Annotated in this window: 15 protein-coding genes; 8 read left to right on the top strand and 7 right to left on the bottom strand. The window is 63.1% G+C overall.

Features of this window, described 5'->3' with window-relative positions:
• Positions 1–32: 32 nt before the first annotated feature.
• Complete coding sequence (locus AC07XZ_RS11590; protein ID WP_102686469.1) at positions 33–2,684, top strand: DUF4118 domain-containing protein; 2,652 nt, start codon at positions 33–35, stop codon at positions 2,682–2,684.
• Between the two features lie 48 nt (positions 2,685–2,732).
• On the top strand, positions 2,733–3,431 hold the full coding sequence (locus tag AC07XZ_RS11595) for a response regulator (protein ID WP_039770498.1): 699 nt from the start codon (positions 2,733–2,735) through the stop codon (positions 3,429–3,431).
• On the opposite strand, the gene AC07XZ_RS11600 is transcribed toward AC07XZ_RS11595, so the two are convergent.
• Entirely contained in the window at positions 3,428–4,465 is a 1,038-nt protein-coding gene (locus AC07XZ_RS11600; RefSeq protein WP_085607182.1) for a patatin-like phospholipase family protein, read from the bottom strand. The two genes, AC07XZ_RS11595 and AC07XZ_RS11600, sit on opposite strands and share 4 nt — an antisense overlap.
• Positions 4,466–4,682: 217 nt before the next feature.
• Here AC07XZ_RS11600 and AC07XZ_RS11605 point away from each other — a divergent pair, with 217 nt between their 5' ends.
• The 3 genes from AC07XZ_RS11605 to AC07XZ_RS11615 all read left to right on the top strand — a co-directional run bounded on the left by AC07XZ_RS11605 (position 4,683) and on the right by AC07XZ_RS11615 (position 6,722).
• On the top strand, positions 4,683–4,961 hold the full coding sequence (locus AC07XZ_RS11605; RefSeq protein ID WP_007950948.1) for a hypothetical protein: 279 nt from the start codon (positions 4,683–4,685) through the stop codon (positions 4,959–4,961).
• Positions 4,962–5,038: 77 nt separating this feature from the next.
• Complete coding sequence (locus AC07XZ_RS11610) at positions 5,039–5,806, top strand: CHAD domain-containing protein (RefSeq protein WP_102686468.1); 768 nt, start codon at positions 5,039–5,041, stop codon at positions 5,804–5,806.
• Between the two features lie 121 nt (positions 5,807–5,927).
• Positions 5,928–6,722 (top strand): acyl-CoA thioesterase, encoded by a 795-nt coding sequence (locus AC07XZ_RS11615; RefSeq protein ID WP_102686467.1) that lies wholly within the window; start codon positions 5,928–5,930, stop codon positions 6,720–6,722.
• A gap of 1 nt (position 6,723) precedes the next feature.
• On the opposite strand, the gene AC07XZ_RS11620 is transcribed toward AC07XZ_RS11615, so the two are convergent.
• From AC07XZ_RS11620 to AC07XZ_RS11630, 3 genes are all read right to left on the bottom strand, one after another.
• Entirely contained in the window at positions 6,724–7,089 is a 366-nt protein-coding gene (locus tag AC07XZ_RS11620; RefSeq protein WP_085612198.1) for an Mpo1-like protein, read from the bottom strand.
• A gap of 211 nt (positions 7,090–7,300) precedes the next feature.
• On the bottom strand, positions 7,301–8,782 hold the full coding sequence (locus tag AC07XZ_RS11625; protein WP_102686466.1) for a methyl-accepting chemotaxis protein: 1,482 nt from the start codon (positions 8,780–8,782) through the stop codon (positions 7,301–7,303).
• 108 nt (positions 8,783–8,890) lie between these two features.
• Positions 8,891–9,697: a TatD family hydrolase gene (locus AC07XZ_RS11630; RefSeq protein ID WP_102686465.1), complete on the bottom strand. Its 807-nt coding sequence runs from the start codon at positions 9,695–9,697 to the stop codon at positions 8,891–8,893.
• A 236-nt stretch (positions 9,698–9,933) separates the two neighbouring features.
• Between AC07XZ_RS11630 and AC07XZ_RS11635 the strand changes: the two genes are divergently transcribed.
• From AC07XZ_RS11635 to AC07XZ_RS11645, 3 genes are all read left to right on the top strand, one after another.
• Positions 9,934–11,355: an MltF family protein gene (locus tag AC07XZ_RS11635; protein WP_102686464.1), complete on the top strand. Its 1,422-nt coding sequence runs from the start codon at positions 9,934–9,936 to the stop codon at positions 11,353–11,355.
• 107 nt (positions 11,356–11,462) lie between these two features.
• Positions 11,463–11,897 carry a DoxX family protein gene (locus AC07XZ_RS11640; RefSeq protein WP_007950955.1) on the top strand — a complete coding sequence of 145 codons (435 nt, stop codon included), beginning with the start codon at positions 11,463–11,465 and terminating at the stop codon, positions 11,895–11,897.
• Between the two features lie 250 nt (positions 11,898–12,147).
• Positions 12,148–12,456: a hypothetical protein gene (locus AC07XZ_RS11645; RefSeq protein ID WP_085607170.1), complete on the top strand. Its 309-nt coding sequence runs from the start codon at positions 12,148–12,150 to the stop codon at positions 12,454–12,456.
• Positions 12,457–12,459: 3 nt separating this feature from the next.
• Here the strand turns inward: AC07XZ_RS11645 and greB are convergent, their stop codons facing one another.
• Genes greB through AC07XZ_RS11660 form a run of 3 tightly spaced genes read right to left on the bottom strand, consistent with a single transcriptional unit; the run spans position 12,460 to position 16,179 of the window.
• A complete protein-coding gene (gene greB, locus AC07XZ_RS11650) occupies positions 12,460–12,957 on the bottom strand; it encodes a transcription elongation factor GreB (RefSeq protein ID WP_039770483.1) in 498 nt (165 codons plus the stop codon).
• 34 nt (positions 12,958–12,991) lie between these two features.
• On the bottom strand, positions 12,992–15,496 hold the full coding sequence (locus AC07XZ_RS11655; protein WP_102686463.1) for an ABC transporter permease: 2,505 nt from the start codon (positions 15,494–15,496) through the stop codon (positions 12,992–12,994).
• Positions 15,496–16,179 carry an ABC transporter ATP-binding protein gene (locus AC07XZ_RS11660; RefSeq protein WP_102686462.1) on the bottom strand — a complete coding sequence of 228 codons (684 nt, stop codon included), beginning with the start codon at positions 16,177–16,179 and terminating at the stop codon, positions 15,496–15,498. Before AC07XZ_RS11660 ends, AC07XZ_RS11655 begins: the two co-directional genes overlap by 1 nt.
• Position 16,180 lies beyond the last annotated feature (1 nt).

Raw genomic sequence — 16,180 nt, forward strand, 5'->3', positions numbered from 1 at the left:
CGCGATCACATCAGGAAGAGAGAGCTTCAAGCATGAGTGACTCCGGCCGCGCCGACGCGCTGTTAGCAGAACTGCCCCGCGACGGACGCGGCCGGCTCAAGGTTTTTCTCGGCGCAGCGCCGGGTGTGGGCAAGACTTACGCAATGCTGCAGGCGGCCCATACCCAGTTGCGCCAAGGCGTGAAAGTCATTGCCGGCGTGGTCGAAACCCACGGCCGCGCCGAAACCGAAGCGCTGCTCGGTGGCCTGCCGCAATTGCCGTTGGTGCGCTCGGAATATCGCGGCGTGACGCTTGAAGAAATGGACCTCGACGGCCTGCTCGCCGCCAAGCCGAAACTGGTGCTGGTCGATGAACTCGCCCACAGCAACGCCCCCGGCAGTCGTCACGCCAAACGCTGGCAGGACATTCAGGAACTGCTCGCCGCCGGCATCGACGTGTACACCACGGTCAACGTCCAGCACCTCGAAAGTCTCAACGATCAGGTGCGCGGCATCACCGGTGTGCAAGTGCGCGAAACCCTGCCGGACTGGGTGTTGCAGGAAGCCTACGAACTGCTGCTGATCGACCTGCCACCCCGCGAACTGCTCGAGCGCCTGCGCGAAGGCAAGGTCTACGTGCCGGAGCAGGCACGCGCCGCGATCGATGCATTTTTTACCCAGACCAACCTCACCGCGCTGCGCGAACTGGCGATGCAGACCGCTGCCGCGCAGGTCGATAACGATCTCGCCCAAGGCTATCGCCAGCTCGGTCAAGCCGCGCCGGCGGTACGTGGGCGCTTGCTGGTCGGCGTCGATGGCGATGCCCAGGCGGAACGGCTGGTGCGTCACGCCAGTCGCGTTGCCCAGCGCCGACATTTGCCGTGGAGTCTGGTGCACGTCGACAACGGCAGCGTGCGTGACGAGCAATCGCGCCTGCGCCTGCAAAGCGCCCAGCAACTGGCCGAACGCCTCGGCGGCGAAGTGGTCCTGCTGCGGGCCGGTGAAGTGGCGAAAACCCTGATCCAGCATGCGGCGGAACGTCGGGCGAGTCTGGTGCTGGTCGGCCAGTCGCGGCGGCGTCTGCGCAGGCGTCTGTTCGGTGGTGGGCTGGCGGCGCGTTTGCTGCGTCAGGCCCATGGTCTGGAAATCAACGTGCTGGACAGTGATCAGGAACAGCATCAACCGCGCCCGCGTGTAGCGCCGACGCTGGTGTGGTTCGACTATGCGCTGGCGCTGGTGGCGACAATTCTGGCCAGTGCGCTGGCGTGGGCGGTGTCCAGCGTGCTGCCGCTGCCGAACATCTCACTGGTGTTTCTTGCGGCGGTGTTGCTGGTGGCGGTGCGCAGCAGTCTCGGCCCGGCGCTGGCTTGTGCGGCGCTGTCGTTTCTGACCTATGACTTTCTGTTCATTCCGCCGAATTTCTCCTTCAGCATCCAGCGCGAAGAAGACGTGCTGACCTTGCTGTTCTTCCTGCTGATGGCGGCGCTCACCGGCAACTTAGCAGCGCGTCAGCGTCGGCAATTGCAGGCGCTGCGCGATACCCAGGAAGAGACCACCGAACTGCTCGACCTGTCGCGCAAACTCACCGCCGCCACCGACCGTCAGGCCGTGGTCAGCGCCGCAGCCCAGCACCTCAATGGCTGGAGCGATCTGCAACTGTGCCTGCTTAATCGCGACGGGCAGGGCGGCTGGAAAGTCGAAACCGGCGGGCCGCTGCAATTCACTGAATCCGAACGCGCCGCCGCCGACTGGGCGTGGCAACACGATCAGCCGGCGGGCATGGGCACCGGCACGTTGCCGTTCGGCCGCTGGTGGTGGTGGCCATTGTCGGTGGAAGACGGTCCGCTGGCGTTGCTCGGTGTGTGCGCCAAAGAGGGCCAGACCCTGAGCGGCCAGCGCCGTCGCTTGCTGACCGCGTTGAGTCAGCCTTTGGCTCAAGCATTGGCCCGTGCGCAACTGGCCGATGACCTGGAAGCCGCGCGCCTGCACGGCGAAACCGAACAACTGCGCAGCGCCTTACTGGCCTCGGTGTCCCACGATCTGCGCACGCCGCTGACCTCGATGCGCGGCAGCATCGACAGCCTGCTGGCCCTCGGCGAAGCGATCCCGCTGGAGGATCGCCGCGAGTTGCTCGAAGGCACCCGCGATGAAGCCGAACGTCTCGATCGTTACATCCAGAACCTGCTGGACATGACCCGTCTCGGCCACGGCGCCCTGAAGCTGGCGCGGGACTGGGTGTCGCCAGCGGACATCGTCGGCAGTGCGCTCAATCGTTTGCGGGCGGTGTTGTCGTCGTTGCAAGTGAGCACCGATGTACCGGCCGAGTTGCCGCTGTTGTACGTGCATGCCGCGTTGATCGAGCAGGCGCTGGTCAACGTGCTGGAAAACGCCGCACGCTTCTCGCCATCCCACGGCCGTCTGCAACTGCGCGCCGGGGCGGATGACAGCGAAGTGTTTTTCTCGGTCAGCGACGAAGGGCCGGGGATTCCGGTCGATGAGCGGGCGAAGATTTTCGACATGTTCTACACCGCCGCCCGGGGTGATCGGGGCGGGCAGGGCACGGGGCTGGGGCTGGCGATCTGTCAGGGCATGGTCGGTGCCCACGGCGGGCGGATCGGTGTCGGCGACGGCATCGACGGGCGTGGCACCTGCATCACCCTGCACCTGCCCTTGCAGACGCAACCGGGGATGGACGGTGAAGCCTGATCCGCGCTGCGCTACTCTCTTGCCACTCTTTTGTGTTGATGTGAATTCATGAGCCAGACCGCGACCATTTTGGTCATCGATGACGAACCGCAGATCCGCAAGTTCCTGCGTATAAGCCTCGCTTCCCAAGGCTACAAAGTGCTGGAGGCCGGCACCGGCGCCGAGGGCCTGGCCCAGGCGGCGCTGAACAAACCGGATCTGCTGGTGCTCGACCTTGGCCTGCCGGACATGGACGGCCAGCAAGTGCTGCGCGAGTTTCGCGAATGGGCCACGGCGCCGGTGCTGGTGCTGTCGGTGCGCGCCAGTGAAGGGCAGAAAGTCCAGGCGCTGGATGGCGGCGCCAATGACTACGTGACCAAGCCGTTCGGCATTCAGGAATTTCTCGCTCGGGTGCGTGCGTTGCTGCGTCAGGCCCCGGCCGGCGAAGCGCAGCAGGCCGCGTTGAATTTCGGCCCGCTGACCGTGGACCTGGCGTATCGCCGGGTGTTGCTCGACGGTGTCGAAGTCGCCCTGACCCGCAAGGAATACGCAGTGCTGGCGCAACTGGCGCGGCATCCGGGGCGGGTGATCACCCAGCAGCAATTGCTCAAGGATATCTGGGGCCCGACTCACACCGAGGACAGCCACTACCTGCGGATCGTGGTCGGGCATCTGCGGCAGAAGCTGGCAGACGATCCGACCCGGCCCCGGTTCATCGTGACCGAGGCCGGCGTCGGTTATCGCTTGTTGAGTGAGAGCAGCCTTTAGTTCTGCTCGCTCTCATAGCGGTCAAGGGTATCCCGGGCAATCTCGCGACCCAGCGCGATCAGCTCCGGCGCCTTGTAGAACTCGAAGAACCGGCACACCCGTTTCGGCACGTTGATCAGGATGTCCGGCGGATACCCGGCGATCTTGTACTGCGCCAGCGAGGTCTGCATCACCTCGAAACTCTGGTTGATCAGGTCGAGCAATGACGCCGGCCCGACGTTATCGATGATGAATGATCCGGTGGCGGATTTCGGTGCGCCGTCGCGCTCAGGGGCGGCGGCCGGTTGCTGGGTTTCCGGCTCGGCGCCTTCGACCCACGGATTGATGTCCGCCGCTTCGGCACGCAGCGCTTCCTGTTCCAGCATCAGCAGTTGCTCGGCCTGTTTGCGGCGGAACGGCATCTTCGAGCCCAACGAATTGATCAGGCTGTCGAAGCGCGTGCGGAACGCGGCGGGCCGCTGGATCACCGGCAGTTTGTAATGGCGCTGGTTGGTCGAGTTGAGATTGACCGCGATGATCAGATCGCAATGGCTCGACACCACCGGCACGATCGGCAACGGGTTGAGAATGCCGCCGTCCACCAGCATCCGGTTGCCTTGCATCACCGGGGTGAACAGGCTGGGAATCGCCGCCGAGGCGCGCATCGCCTGATGCAGGCAGCCTTCCTGGAACCAGATTTCCTGTTGATTGGTGAGGTCGGCGGCTACGGCGGTGTAGGGGATGCGCAGGTCTTCGATGTTGATCTCGCCGACGATCTTGCGGATCTGGCCGAAGACTTTTTCGCCACGGATCGCACCGAGTCGGAAACTCACATCCACCAGGCGCAACACGTCGAGGTAATCCAGGCTTTCGATCCAGTTGCGGTACTCGTCGAGCTTGCCGGCGGCGTAGATCCCGCCGACCACGGCCCCCATGGAACAGCCGGCAATACAACTGATGTCATAGCCCCGTCGTTCGATCTCTTCAATGACCCCGATATGGGCATAGCCCCGGGCGCCACCGGAGCCCAGCACCAGTGCGACACGCTTTTTCATCAAACTTCCTCCCGACAAGGTTGCACAATGCACCCATCGAGGGCCGGGCTTCAATCGCCGGGGTCGCTCGGGGCGGCAATGGCGTCGTTTTTTCGATACTTCATGACCCGTCGGCGTTATCTTTTGCAGAGCGGTGCAAATGCGGGACGCAAGGCACTTTTTCGCTGCCGCACCGTCTTACCTGCACGACTGTTGACCAATCTTCGAGGTGTGAGTGATGAAAGCCTGGATCTGTGTGCCGTTGATGGCGCTGGCATTGGCCGGTTGCGCCGGCAAGACCGCTTACCGCGACAGCTGCGGCAGCCAGCTGGACGCGGCGTGGCATGAATTGGATCTGGCTAAGGCCGAAGGTTTTGCCGGCACCGTCAGCTATTCCAAGGCGTTGTCGCTGTTGACGGCGGCCAAGACCCAGCAGCAATTCGAAGGGTTTGAAGGCTGCACCAAGAAAGCCGAAAAGGCACGTTTCTACATTCGCGAATCCCGCGCCGGGCGCTAAGCTGCTGACGTGGCGCAAGGGCAGGTTCCTTGCGCAGGTGCACACTCATGCAGCGCCATTGAATTCAGGAGCAAGTAATGTCTGCGTTGGTCGATCGGTTGGTGGCTCATGTCTTGAGCCTGGAAGTCAGGCTGCTGGGCTGTCAGGCCCGTTTGACCGCTCGAACCGACCCTGAAGCACTGCACGATCTGCGCACCACCGTGCGGCGCTTGCGCAGTCTGCTGCGACCGTTGCGCGGCTTGCCCGGTGTCGAGCAACTGGAAAGCGCGGCGGCCAGCGTCGGGCAACTGACCACGCCGTGGCGCGATCGCGAGGTGTTGGCAGCCTGGCTGATCAAACACGATCAGCCCGAAGCCGCGCAGCGCCGCATGGCGCAGATGGCCGAGGCGTACCCGACGCTGGCGGCCAGCGCCGAAGTGGCGTCGCTGCTGATGATCCTCGACGCCTTTCCGCGTTTTCTGCGCGCGTCCCAGCGCCAGGGATTGCTCAAGCGCCTGGACAAACGCATCGAAAAACGTCTGGGTAAACAATGGAAAAACCTCGACGTGGCGCTGCACGACCCGGCCCACGACCGACATCGCTTGCGCCTGCTGATCAAGCGTGTGCGCTACGGCATCGAGGCCTACCCCGAGCTTGATCGTCTGCCCGAAGCCGCATTGCCTCGTTTGAAATCCGCACAAGGCGCTCTCGGTGACTGGCACGATTGCTGGCAATGGCTGGCCCGCGCCGAGCTGGAGCCGGATCTGCAACCCTGCGTCGCCACTTGGCAGGCGACCATGGCCAAGGCCGAAATCAAGGCCGACCGGGTGCTGGAAAAACTCAGCGCAGCCTGCTTCAAGTCCTGAAACCCGCTGGCGCGCAGCATCGCTGTCTTATCTGTCAGTCTCTTTGACCGGAATGGACGCTGCGCCGCTCTGCCGCGCTGGTTAAGATCCGGTCATTCCCTTTTCCGTGTCCGAGGTTTCCATGCGCTTTTGCGATCTGATCGATGCTGTCCGTCGTCAACCGGAGGTCACGATTCCGGCGGAGTGGGGGCAGGGCCGGGCCAGTTTTGGCGGATTGGTGGCCGCGCTGCAATTTGAAGTGATGCGTACCAAGGTGCCTGCCGATCGGCCGGTGCGTTCGCTGGCGATCACTTTCGTCGGCCCGGTCGAGCCCGAAGTGCCGGTGAGCTTTGAAGTCGAAGTACTGCGCGAAGGCAAAGCGGTCAGCCAGGTGCTGGGGCGCGCTGTGCAGAACGGTCAGGTGGTGACGATGGTGCAAGGCAGCTTCGGGGCTTCGCGCTCGTCGGAAGTGGCGGTTGAAGCCTATCCGGCACCGGAGATGAAACACTGGGATGACTGCCAGGAACTGCCGTATATCAAGGGCGTAACCCCCGAGTTCATGCGCCATCTGGCGATGCGCTGGAGTGTCGGCGGCATGCCGTTCACCGGCAATCAATCGCGGCTGATGGGCGGCTGGGTGCGTTTGCGTGGGGATGTGAAGGAAGAGCCGGTCAACGAAGCGCACCTGCTGGCGCTGGTCGATGCCTGGCCGCCCGCGCTGTTGCCGTATCTGAAGAAGCCGGCACCGGGCAGCACGCTGACCTGGACCATCGAATTCGTTCAGCCGTTACGGGATTTGAGTACGCTGGATTTTTGCCAATACCTGGCGGACATCGAGTATGCGGCTGACGGTTACGGGCATGTCGCCGCCAAGCTGTGGAGCGCGAAGGGTGAACTGATTGCCATGAGTCGGCAGACGGTGACGATCTTCGCCTGACTCAATGGCGGCGATGGCGTTCACGCCAGGCGCGAAACCAGCCGCCACTGAGGAAGAACCGCGGAAACGTCAGGAACTGCTCGACCAGCAGACGCGAGACGGCGTCCTTGCGATCACTGAACGGCTCGGAGGCTTGCGCCTCCAGGCTGTGACCGTGACGCTGCAGACCCAGCGCCGCAATGACGCCAATCACGCCGATCGCCACGCTGGCCAGACTCAGGCTGAACACGCCCGAGACGATCAACAGAAACGCGACGATGAACAGCGGCACGGCAATCAGGTGCAGCACCAGATTGGTCGGGTGCTGATGGTTGTTCGGGTACGCGCGCCATTGCCACGCGGGAAGGTTGGGGTGACGTTTGCCCATGTTGCTGCTCCTCGATCCATGTTCGTTCGGTACATGGTTGAAGAATAGGCCGGGGCAGCGAGGGCGGCGAATCAAGGTTGGCTATTGAAGTGATAGGCGTCATCGCTCGGTTCGATGTTGCCGGAGCTGACGGCATCGCCAGCAGGCCAGCTCCCACAAAGGAACAGTCTTCACTCATCCACTGTGGGCCAGCCTGCTGGCGATGAGGCCCTCAAAGCTTGAGTTGACCTATCGCCTTGTTCAGCTCCCCGGCCAGCGTCGCCAACTCGTTACTGGTGGTTGCCGAATCCACGGTTTGCTGCACGGTGTTCTCGGTGACATCACGAATGCTCACCACCGCGCGGTTCATCTCTTCGGCCACCTGACTTTGCTGCTCCGCCGCCACCGCAATCTGCGTGTTGCTCTCGCGCATTTGCGCCACCGCGCCGGTGATTTCCGCCAGTGCTTCGCCGGCCTCCTGCGCCTGTTGCACGCAGTCATCGGCCTTGTACGAACTTTCCTGCATGAAGTCCACCGCGTCGCGGGTGCCGGCCTGCAACGCCGAGACCATGGTGGTGATCTCATCGGTGGAGGTCTGCACACGTTTGGCAAGGTTGCGCACCTCGTCGGCGACCACCGCAAACCCGCGACCCATTTCCCCGGCACGGGCCGCTTCGATGGCGGCGTTGAGCGCCAGCAGATTGGTCTGTTCGGCGATGCTGTGGATCACGCTGACCACGCCGTTGATCTTTTGGCTGTCCTCGGCCAGACGCTGGATCATCTCGGCGGTCTGCTGCACGCCGCTGGACAGGCCGGCAATCGAAGTCTGCACCCGGCTCACCACTTGCTGGCCACTGCCGGCCAGGCCGTCGGCGGTCTGCGACAGGTCGCGAGTGGCGCCGGCGTGCTGGGCGATGTGGTAGACGGTGGCGGTCATTTCGTTGATCGCCGTGGCGGCCTGATCGGTTTCGCTCTGCTGGCCGAGCATGCCGTGACGTACTTCGTTCATGCTCGACGCCAGTCGCGCGGCACCGACGTCGAGTTGCCGCGCGGTGTTGGCCACGGTGGTCACTACTCGCTGATAACCGGCCTGCATCGCATTGAACGCGTTGGCCATCTGACCGACTTCATCCTTGCAGGCCAGCGGCACCCGGGCGGCAAGGTCGCCGGTTTTCTCCACGTGCAGCATCACGTCCTTGAGCGTATTGAGCTGACTGAGCAGAAAGCGGATCAACAATTGTGAAGCGCCGAGCATCGCCAGCATCAGGATGAACACCGCCACCGCGTAGTTGGCGAAGCGCTCGCTGAACACCTGGCTGAGGCTGGGGGCGTAGGCAATCACGGCGACCTGCTGACCATCGGCACGGCTGAAAACCTCGGCGCCGAGCAGCGGGTTTTCGCCGAACAACGGTAGGTGACTGATCTCGATCCAGCCGCCGCTGTCGGTGATCTCCAGCAGCGGCTGATCGTTGAGGCGCGGCGCTTCACCGCGTTTGAAAGTCAGCACCTGTTCGGATTTTGGCAGCGCCTGCCCGGCCGGCCAGGCCTTGAGCAATTGTGCCTGGGCCTGGGCCGAGGTTTGCGCGGCGTGGCTGCGGGCCTGTTGTTCGAGCTGCACGGCGTACAGCACCAGCAACAGGGTGGTGACAAAGGCGACCGCGTTGACCGCCCAGAATTTGTATTTCAGCGAGATATTGCTAAGCCAGGCACCCATGGAGGTCTTCTCTGATAGCGGAAACAGTTTTGGCAAGGTGCCATTATTGTGCCGCTACGCAGGTGTCCGGATCTTGATGTGCATCAACAAGTGATGCATTGGCCTCGGCTAGGGCAGGGTAGGTAAACCGTAGAAAGCACGTGCGCAAGCGGTGGTGTGGGCCGCCAAGTCTGCTTCGGTCTCGCCTCGATGCAACGCCACTTCACGCAGCACTTCGGTCAGATACGCCGGCTCGTTGCGGCCGTTTTTCGGCTTCGGCCGCAACGTGCGCGGCAGCAGGTACGGTGCATCGCTTTCCAGCATCAGGCGACCGCGCTTGATCTCCTTCACCAGCGGATGCAAATGGGTGCCGCGACGCTCGTCGCAGATCCAGCCGGTGATGCCGATGTGCAGATCCAGATCGAGGTAGCTGAACAGGGCTTTCTGCTCGCCGGTGAAGCAATGCACCACGGCGGCGGGCAAGCGGTCGCGGAAGTCACGGAGGATGTCCAGCAGTCGCTGGCTCGCATCACGCTCGTGCAGGAACACCGGCAATTGCAGTTCGGCAGCCAGCGCCAGATGTTCTTCGAGGACTTTTTCCTGCTGCGGGCGCGGCGAAAAATCACGGTTGAAATCCAGCCCGCATTCGCCCACCGCCACCACGTTCGATTCCTGCAACAGACTGCGCAGACGCCGTGCGCTGTCGGCATTCCAGTCGCTGGCCGAATGCGGGTGAATGCCGGCGGTGGCAAACAGTCGCTGATCGTCCGGATCCAGTTGCCGGCACAGCTCCAGCGCCTGTTCGCTGCCCTCGACGCTGGTGCCGGTCAGCACCAGTTGGCAGACCCCGGCCGCGTAGGCGCGGTCGAGCACGGCCTGGTGTTTGTCGGCGAAACTGGGGTTGGTCAGGTTGACGCCGATATCGATGAGTTGCATGGTGCTACCTCGGGCCGAAGGCCGGAAAGCATATCAGAGCTGTAGATTTATAAGAAAAGCCAAGAACTACAACGGCTTATGGCTGTCTGTTGAGGCCGCGTAGCAGGCCGGGTTGGCAGGATTGCCATCACTGTGCCAGTCTCTCGCACTTTATCAGCGCTCCAGGCGCTCTGTTTTCGTCGGTGTTTTGCGACCGCTCAGCGGTGAAAACGCCCCGTATTCTTTCCGGAGAGTGGATGGTTCGTCCCTCGGTTTTGCTCCTGCTGTGTGGTTCGTTGCTGCTGCCGATGACGGCGGTCGCGCGGCTGCCCGGGCCGCTGCAAGCCGTGCCGGCCGCCAAGGTTCGCGACCTGACCGAAATCCGCAGCAGCCGCGTGTTGCGGGTGCTGGTCAACCAGAGCCGCAACAGCTCCGGCGAAGTCCAGGGCCAGGCCATCGGCATCGAATACCACCGCCTGCGCGCCTTCGAGCAATACCTCAATGGCCACGCTCGCGACGGCCAGGAAATCACCCTCAAGATCATCCCCAAAGCCAAGGATCAATTGCTCGGCGCGCTGCAGCGTGGCGAAGGCGATCTTGTTGCGCCAGGCGAACTGCTCGAGTTGCAACCCGGCCACGCGGTCGCCAGCAGCGAGCCGATCGCCAGCAACGTGCCGCTGGTGCTGGTCGGCATCAAGGGTGAAAAGCGCTACACCAAGGTCGAGCAACTGGCCGGCAAAACCCTGGCGCTGCCCACCGGCAGTGCGGCGGGGGAGGCGGTCAGCCAGCTCAACCAGAAACTGGCGCTGCACAAGCTGGCGCCGATCAAGATTGAATGGGTCGATCCGACGCTGGCGGTCGAGGATGTGCTGGAAATGGTTCAGGGCGGGATCTTCCACCTGACTATCGTCGAGCAACCGATTGCCGAGCGGTGGGGCAAGATCCTGCCCAAGCTGCGTTTCGACCGTCAGGTGATGATCAGCGAACCGGGCGAGGAATACTGGTTCGTGCGCCGTGATGCGTCGATGTTGCGTGCCAGCATCGACCGCTTCCTGACCGGCTACAAAAAACCATCGAACGCAGATGCGGCGTTCCTGCGGATCTACCGCCGTCTGTATCAAGTGCACTATCCGTTGGCCAAGGCTGACCGTCAGCGCCTGGAAAAACTGCGACCGACCCTGCAGAAACACGCCGAAGCGCAAAACATGGACTGGCTCAACCTGGCGGCGCTGGCCTTCAAGGAGTCGGCGCTACAGCCCAACGCGCGCAGCGGCAGCGGGCCGACCGGGCTGATGCAGATCACCCCGTCCGCGGCGCAGCGGGTTGGCGTCAACAATATCCAGAATCTCGATGCGAATGTGCAGGCCGGGGCCAAGTACCTGGCGATGATTCGCCGCAAGTTCTTCAACAGCCCGAAACTCAACGAGCGCGAGCGCATGGCGTTCACTTTGGCGGCGTACAACATCGGCCCGGAGCGGGTACAGGGCATGCGTGCCGAGGCACGACGTCGCGGCCTGAATCCCAACCAATGGTTCTTTCAGGTCGAGCGCATCGCCATGGAGCAGGTGGGAATGGGCGCCGTCAGCTATGTTAATAGCGTGAACAAGTATTACTTGGCGTTCGACCGGGAGCGGGAGTCGTTGGAGCCCGGGGGGCAGAAAGTGGTTTCACGCAAATGATCAAAAAAGTTGATTGTTATGGCGGAATTTTTGCGCTTTTAACATGAAAATAACTGATTAATATAGCGGCCAACCAACAAGCACTTCTGACAACAAGGAAACGCAACATGAGCTCTCTGATCAACAAGGTTCTGTTCACCCGCGCCGGCTACGGTCTGACCATTCTGCGCATTGCCGTCGGCGTGATCTTCGCCGCCCACGGCTCGCAGAAACTCTTCGGCCTCTTCGGTGGCTACGGCCTGGCGGGCACTGCGCAATACATGGAAAGCATCGGCCTGACCCCGGGTTACCTGATGGCCACCTTGGCCGGCGGTACCGAGTTCTTCGCCGGTCTGGCGCTGATCATCGGCCTGCTGGTTCGCCCGGCGGCACTGGGCCTGACCTTCCTGTCGCTGGTGGCGATCTTCACCGTGCACATCAGCAACGGTCTGTTCATGGCCAACAACGGTTACGAGTTCGCTCTGGCCCTGCTCGGCGGTAGCCTCGCGGTGCTGATCGAAGGCGCCGGCAAGCTCTCGGTGGATCGCGCCATCGCCGGTTGAAGGCTCTGGCTCAAGCAAAAGGCCCGCATTGTGCGGGCCTTTTTTGTTGCGGCTGATTCTTGACACTGGCCGGTCACGTTCTCTAGGATGCCGCTCATGCGCCGATTTAAACAGCTACTTGCGGGGCGCCAGGTGACTATTCTTCAGTTGCCGTCAGAAGCCGGAACAGGGCTTCGAAATACCGCTAAAGCGCTGGTTCGGTGTTGCCTCTCACCTGCCATGCAGACTTTTGAGGCAGAGACACGACACGATGAATGCACTACGCCCTCCAGCACGTCCCGCGCCGATCACGGCACACATCACCCAGCGCAATCCGAAAATCCTGCTTGGCGGCAAACATCAGCCGACGCTGTTGCGTTATCTCGATGGCTGGCCACGCCGCAGCGGCGGTCCTGCCGCCTTCCTGATCCAGTTCGTTGAAGACGGTGAGTCGCTGGCGCGTTTTGCCGATGACAGTTTCGATCTGGCCGTCATTCAGGCCCCGAGCCTTGAAGAGGCGCCGGAAATGATTCGCCAACTGACCCGCGTCGCACGCCAAGGCCTGATCACCCGGCGCTGAGCGTCAGGGATATTCGATCGCCACGATGTAGACGAACTGTTCGCCGGTCGGCGTCTGTACCCGCACTTCAGCATCCAGCGCCTTGCCGATCAGGGCGCGGGCCAGCGGTGAGTCGATGCTGATCAGGCCGAGTTTCAGGTCCAGTTCGTCCGGGCCGACGATGCGATAGCGCGATTGTTTGCCGTCCTCGTCTTCGATGGTCACCCAGGCGCCGAAGTAGACCTTGTTCGGATCACTCGGTTTTTCGCTGACCACTTTCAACGCCTCAAGGCGTTTGGTGAGAAAACGCACGCGGCTGTCGATCTCGCGCAGCATTTTCTTGCCGTAGGTGTACTCGGCATTTTCCGAACGATCACCCTGAGCCGCCGCTTCGCTGACCGATTGCGTCACCTGCGGGCGGCGCACGTGCCAAAGCTCATGGAATTCGGCGCGCATCCGCGCTTCACCTTCGGGGGTGATCAGCGCGGTGCCGGCGGTGCGGGGAGGGCGATAACGGCTCATGGCAACTTCTTGTGATTAAGACGGCTGGAGTCTATCAACCCTCGCGTAACACTGTCAGCGGGCTGGCGTTCAGCGCACGCCGCGTGCCGAACACCCCGGCGCCACCGATCAGCGCCGCGCCGATCAACGGCAACAGCAGCAACCACGGATGGGGATGCCATGGCAGGTCGAAGGCAAAGCGATACAGCACCAGACTCACCACTTCCGAACCGATCGCCGCGAGCAATCCGCTGACCGCGCCGAGCAAGCCGAACTCGATCCGTCGCGCCTTGATCAGCAACTGCCGCTCGGCCCCCAGCGCACGCAACAGCGCACCCTGGCGAATGCGCTCATCCAGGGTTGCCTGCAAACCGGAAAACAGCACCGCCATCCCCGCCGCCAACACAAACAACAACACATACTCCACCGCCAGGGTGACCTGGGCAAGGATGCTGCGCAGCTGTTCGAGCAAGGCTTCGACCTGCAGGATGGTCACTGCCGGGAATGCTCGGGACAGCTCGACAATCTGCTGATCGTGACCGGGTGCCAGATAGAAGCTTGTCAGGTAGGTCGCCGGCAGATCCTTCAGGGTGCCGGGCTGGAAGATCATGAAGAAGTTCGGCTGGAAGTTGTCCCAGTTGATCTCCCGCAAACTGGTGACCTTCGCTTCGCGATTGACCCCGCCGACGCTGAACACCATGTGATCGCCGAGTTTGAGCTTGAGACTCTCGGCCACCTTGCCTTCCACCGAAACGCCCGGAACGTCATCCGAAGGTTGCCCGGTCCACCACGAACCGGCGGTGATCTTGTTGCCCGCCGGCAGATCCGCCGCCCAGGTCAGGCTCAGGTCGCGCTGGATCGCGCGGTCGCCGGCCGAATCCTTGCTGACGATCTGCTGCACCGCTTCGCCATTGATGCTGATCAGCCGTCCCGGTACCACCGGATACAACGGCGCGGCCTGGGCCGAGACATTGATCAGGTGATCGGTGAAGGCCTGTTTGTCGGCCGGCAGGATGTTCAGGGCGAAATAGTTGGGTGCGTTCTTCGGCAACTGGTTTTGCCAGGTGTCGAGCAGTTCACCGCGCAGCAGTGCAATCAACGCCATGGACAGCAGAATCAGCCCGAAGGCCAATGACTGGCCAGCCGCCGCCAAAGGATGGCGCAACAACTGACCCAGCCCGAGACGCCACGGCAAGGACGCGCGCGCAAGCAGGCGACGCAGGCTTTGCAGCAGCAACAGCAGCAAGCCGCCGAGCACCAGCGCGGCGACCACACCGCCGCCGAGCAGGGCGAACGTCAGCAGCAGGTCCAGACTCAGGCGCCACATGATCAACCCGAGCGCGCCGAGTGCCGCGCCATAGACCATCCAGGTGCTCGATGGAATCGGCAGCATGTCCCGACGCAATACCCGCAGCGGCGGCACGCGGCCCAGCGCGGCGAGCGGTGGCAGGGCGAAACCGGCCAGCGCCACCAGCCCGGTGCCGATTCCGGCCAGTGCCGGCAACAAGGCACCCGGCGGTACGTCGGTCGGTAGCAGATCATGCAGCAGCGCGAACAATCCCAATTGCGCGAGCCAGCCGAGCAGGGCGCCGCTGAGGCTGGCGAGCAGGCCGAGCACCGTCAGTTGCAGACTGAACAGCACCAAGGTTTCCCGGCGCGACAAGCCCAGGCAACGCAGCAGGGCGCTGGCATCGAAACGCCGGCTGGCGAAGCGGTTCGCCGATAGCGCCACCGCGACACCGGCCAGAAGCACGGCAACCAGACTGGCCATGTTCAGATAGCGTTCGGCCTTGCCCAGTGCACCGCCGATCTGCCGGTTGCCATCCCGGGCATCCTGAATCCGCTGGTTGGCGGCGAGTCCCGGTTTGATTAGCTGGCGATAGGTTTCCAGCGCCTGCGGCTCTCCGCGCCACAGTTCGCGGTAACTCACCCGGCTGCCGGGTTGCACCACGCCGGTCGCGGCGAGGTCGTCGAGGTTGATCAGCACCCGTGGCGTCAGGCTGTAGAAGTTGCCGGCGCGGTCCGGTTCGTAGGTCAGCACTCGCGTCAGTTTCAACGTCTTCATGCCGACGTCGATGCTGTCGCCGATCTTCAGGTCCAGCGCCGTCAGCAGGCGCGCTTCGACCCAGGCTTCACCGGGCTGCGGCTCGCCTCCCGTTTCTTCTGTCGCGTAAGGGGCGAGAGCGCTTTTCAGCTCGCCGCGCAGCGGATAGGCGCGGTCGACCGCTTTGATGCTGGAGAGCTGAATGCCGTTGTCCGTGGCGATGACGCTGGAAAACTCCACCACCTGCGCATGATCCAGACGCAGCTCGGTGCCGCTCCGGATCTGTTCCAGCCGGGCCGGCGAACTGCCTTCGAGCGACAGGTCGGCGCCTAAAAACTCGGTGGCGCGCAGCATCATCGCGCCGTTGAGACGGGCACCGAAATAGCCGATCGCGGTACTCGCCGCGACTGCCACGACCAAGGCGAAAAACAGTACCCGCAGTTCACCGGCGCGGGCATCGCGCATCAGTTGGCGCAGGGCGAGACTGAACAGACGCAACAGCGGCAGACGTGCCATCAAGGCTCCAGAGGGGCGACCAACAGGCCGGCTTCAAGACGGATCAGACGCCGGCAACGATGGGCCAGGCGTTCGTCGTGGGTCACCAGCACCAGGGTGGTGCCGCGTTCCTTGTTCAATTCGAACAGCAAGTCGCTGATGCGCTCGCCGGTGTGGCTGTCGAGGTTGCCGGTGGGTTCGTCGGCGAACAGCACGTCCGGCTCGGCGGCGAACGCCCGGGCAATCGCGACGCGCTGCTGCTCACCACCGGAGAGCTGGCGTGGCGAGTGAGTCAGGCGCTGGCCAAGGCCGACCCGTTGCAGCAATTCGGTGGCGCGGCTTCGAGCGTCTTTGCGGCCGTCGAGCTCCAGCGGCAGCATGACGTTTTCCAGCGCGTTGAGGCTGTCCAGCAGCTGGAACGACTGAAAGACGAAGCCTACGTGTTCGGCGCGAATGCGCGCGCGCTGGTCTTCGTCGAGATTGCTCAGGCCTTGCCCGGCGAGCGTTACTTCGCCGCTGCTCGGCAGGTCAAGGCCCGCAAGCAGACCGAGCAGGGTGGATTTGCCGGAACCGGACGCGCCGACGATGGCCAGGCTGTCGCCCTTGTTCAGTTCCAGGCTGAGTTCGTGCAGGATGGTCAGTTCACCTTCCGCGCTGGGAACCACTTTGCTAAGGTTCTTCGCGGTGAGAATGCTTGCGCACATG

It is taken from the genome of Pseudomonas sp. GW458-11-26-14-LB4 (assembly GCF_059423925.1).